This is a genomic window from Holdemania filiformis DSM 12042 (assembly GCF_000157995.1).
GTDB lineage: Bacteria > Bacillota_I > Bacilli_A > Erysipelotrichales > Erysipelotrichaceae > Holdemania > Holdemania filiformis.
On sequence record NZ_GG657555.1, the window covers coordinates 96637 to 98894 of the forward strand.

Consider the following 2258-nt stretch of genomic DNA (forward strand, 5'->3'; position numbering starts at 1 on the left):
TGAGGCAATCAGAAACGTTGAATATCGACGAGTTAATGCAGGATTTCCATACCTGGCAGGAAATGTTCCGTAAAATCGCATATAAGGAGGAAGACAATGAAGACGATGCTCAAAGTTAAAAATATAACCAAGGACTACGGCCATCAACGCGGTGTGTTCGATCTGAGCTTCAATGTGGAAGCAGGCGAAGTCATGGGCTTTCTCGGCCCGAACGGCGCTGGGAAGACAACGACAATCCGCACATTAATGGGATTTATTCAACCCGATCACGGACGCGTCAGTATAAAAGGCCATGATTGTTTCCGCAATGCCGCGCAGATCCAGAAAGATGTCGGCTATCTGCCGGGCGAGATTGCGTTTATGGATGATATGGACGGCATGGAGTTTATCAAATTCATCGCCGCGATGAAAAAAATGCCGAATCTAAGGAAAGCTCAGGAACTATTGGACTATTTTGAGTTGGAGCCTAAGGGCCGGATTAAGAAAATGTCCAAGGGTATGAAACAGAAGATCGGCCTGGTCTGCGCGTTGATGAATGAGCCGGAGATCCTGATTTTAGACGAACCGACCAGCGGTCTTGATCCGCTGATGCAAAAAAAGTTTATTGATAAAATCAAGGAAGAAAAACAAAAAGGAACAACGATTCTGATGTCGTCCCATTTGTTTGAAGAAGTCGAACAAACCTGCGACCGTGTTGTCATCATTAAGGAAGGCCGCCAGATTGCGGTGGAAAAAATGGATGTGCTGAATCAAAATCATCAGCGGACACTGACGCTGACTTTCCGCTATCCCGCGGAAGCTGCGGATTTTGCGTCGCGGTTAAAAAAAGCCGCGCTGCATGACAACCAGGTTACGCTGCAAACTACCGGCGCTCTGGACCCCCTGTTGAAACTGGCCGCGCGCTATGAAATCGTCGATCTGGAAACCCGGCGGCAAACGCTGGAGGAATTATTTCTGCATTATTATGGGAAGGAGCAAACTGTATGAGTCTGCCGTTACTGCGCCGCGAACTGCGCGCCAATTATAAAATGATTTTGTTGTTTCTGGCGGTGATTACCCTGTACAGCACGGTGATTATCGCCATGTATGATCCCAAGCTGGGAGCGAGTCTGGATCTGATGGCAGAAAGTATGCCGGAATTGTTCGCAGCGTTTGGGATGACGAATGCCGGGGCAACCATGCTGGATTTTGTCGCTAATTATTTATATGGATTCATCCTGATCGCAATTCCGATGCTGTGCCTGGTTCTGATCGCGGTCCGTCTGGTCGCGCGCTATGTTGATCAAGGTTCAATGGCCTATCTGCTGGCAACGCCCAATACCCGTGGTACGATTGTTACAACACAACTGTTTTTCATTCTTCTGTGTACATTTTTCCTTGTTGGCTATGCCACGGCTTTAGGTCTGATTGCCAGTAATTTGTTATTTCCCGGCGAATTGGATGTGTTCAATTACCTGCGGATGAATGTCGGGCTGTTGTGTCTGCATCTGTTCCTTGGCGGTTTGTGTTTCTTCTTCTCGTGTCTGTTCTCAGAACAGAAAAAAGCTTACGGCTGTGCCGGCGGCTGTCTGATCGCTTTTTTGCTGATCCAGATGCTTTCCCAGGTCTCCGATCAGCTTGACGGATTGAAGCTGTTAACGCCGCTGACCTTGTTTCAGGCTAAAGAGTTGGCAACGGGCAGGAATGAAGCTTTATTGATGGCGGCAGTTCTGGCAGGGCTTGGAGTTATTTTTTATCTGGCCGCGGTCTGGATTTTTCGCCGGCGTGATCTGTCGCTGTGAGTCAGCCTTTGTGCTGATTCACTTTTTTTCTGCCAGTGTGAAGAAAAATGATGTTTCTAATCATGGCTGTTCAATATAGGTAAAACCCTCTTTCTTCTAAAGCGGAGGACAGCTTCGTCAGGCATTTGGGGACTGTCAGAGCAGCGATGGGGATAATCCTAAGGTAGTTGAGATGGCAGGTAATGTAGAAAGAGATTGAGGCAATGGTGAACAATTCAATTAATTTATATCTTCTATCGCCGAATGCGAATGAAAGAATACAGAGTTCTCGCGTGAAAAATGAAGAAAATCCAAATTTCATTTATAGTTGTGTTAATAAACAGGGATGAAAAACATCGTTCAATAATGCAAAAACCCTTTAGTTAAAGGGAAAAAGAAAATGCCGCGAAGAAAAATGAAAAAAATTTAAAAAAACTCTTGCCAAATGCTTGCCTGCGGGATATAATAACTAAGCTGACTCGGTGAGAGTCAAGCGCA

General features: G+C 46.1%; 2 protein-coding genes. Both read left to right on the forward strand.

The features are described 5' to 3' along the window. Positions 1-96: 96 nt before the first annotated feature. A complete protein-coding gene (locus HOLDEFILI_RS05820) occupies positions 97-987 on the forward strand; it encodes an ABC transporter ATP-binding protein (RefSeq protein WP_039864138.1) in 891 nt (296 codons plus the stop codon). Next, complete coding sequence (locus HOLDEFILI_RS05825) at positions 984-1781, forward strand: ABC transporter permease subunit (protein ID WP_006058595.1); 798 nt, start codon at positions 984-986, stop codon at positions 1779-1781. The genes HOLDEFILI_RS05820 and HOLDEFILI_RS05825 overlap by 4 nt, the downstream gene beginning before the upstream one ends. Positions 1782-2258: the final 477 nt, after the last annotated feature.

Excerpts from the sequence above, each read along its gene's own strand:
- HOLDEFILI_RS05825 (WP_006058595.1), top strand. The coding sequence starts at position 984 with ATGAGTCTGCCGTTACTGCGCCGCGAACTGCGCGCCAATTATAAAATG.
- HOLDEFILI_RS05820 (WP_039864138.1), top strand. The coding sequence starts at position 97 with ATGAAGACGATGCTCAAAGTTAAAAATATAACCAAGGACTACGGCCAT.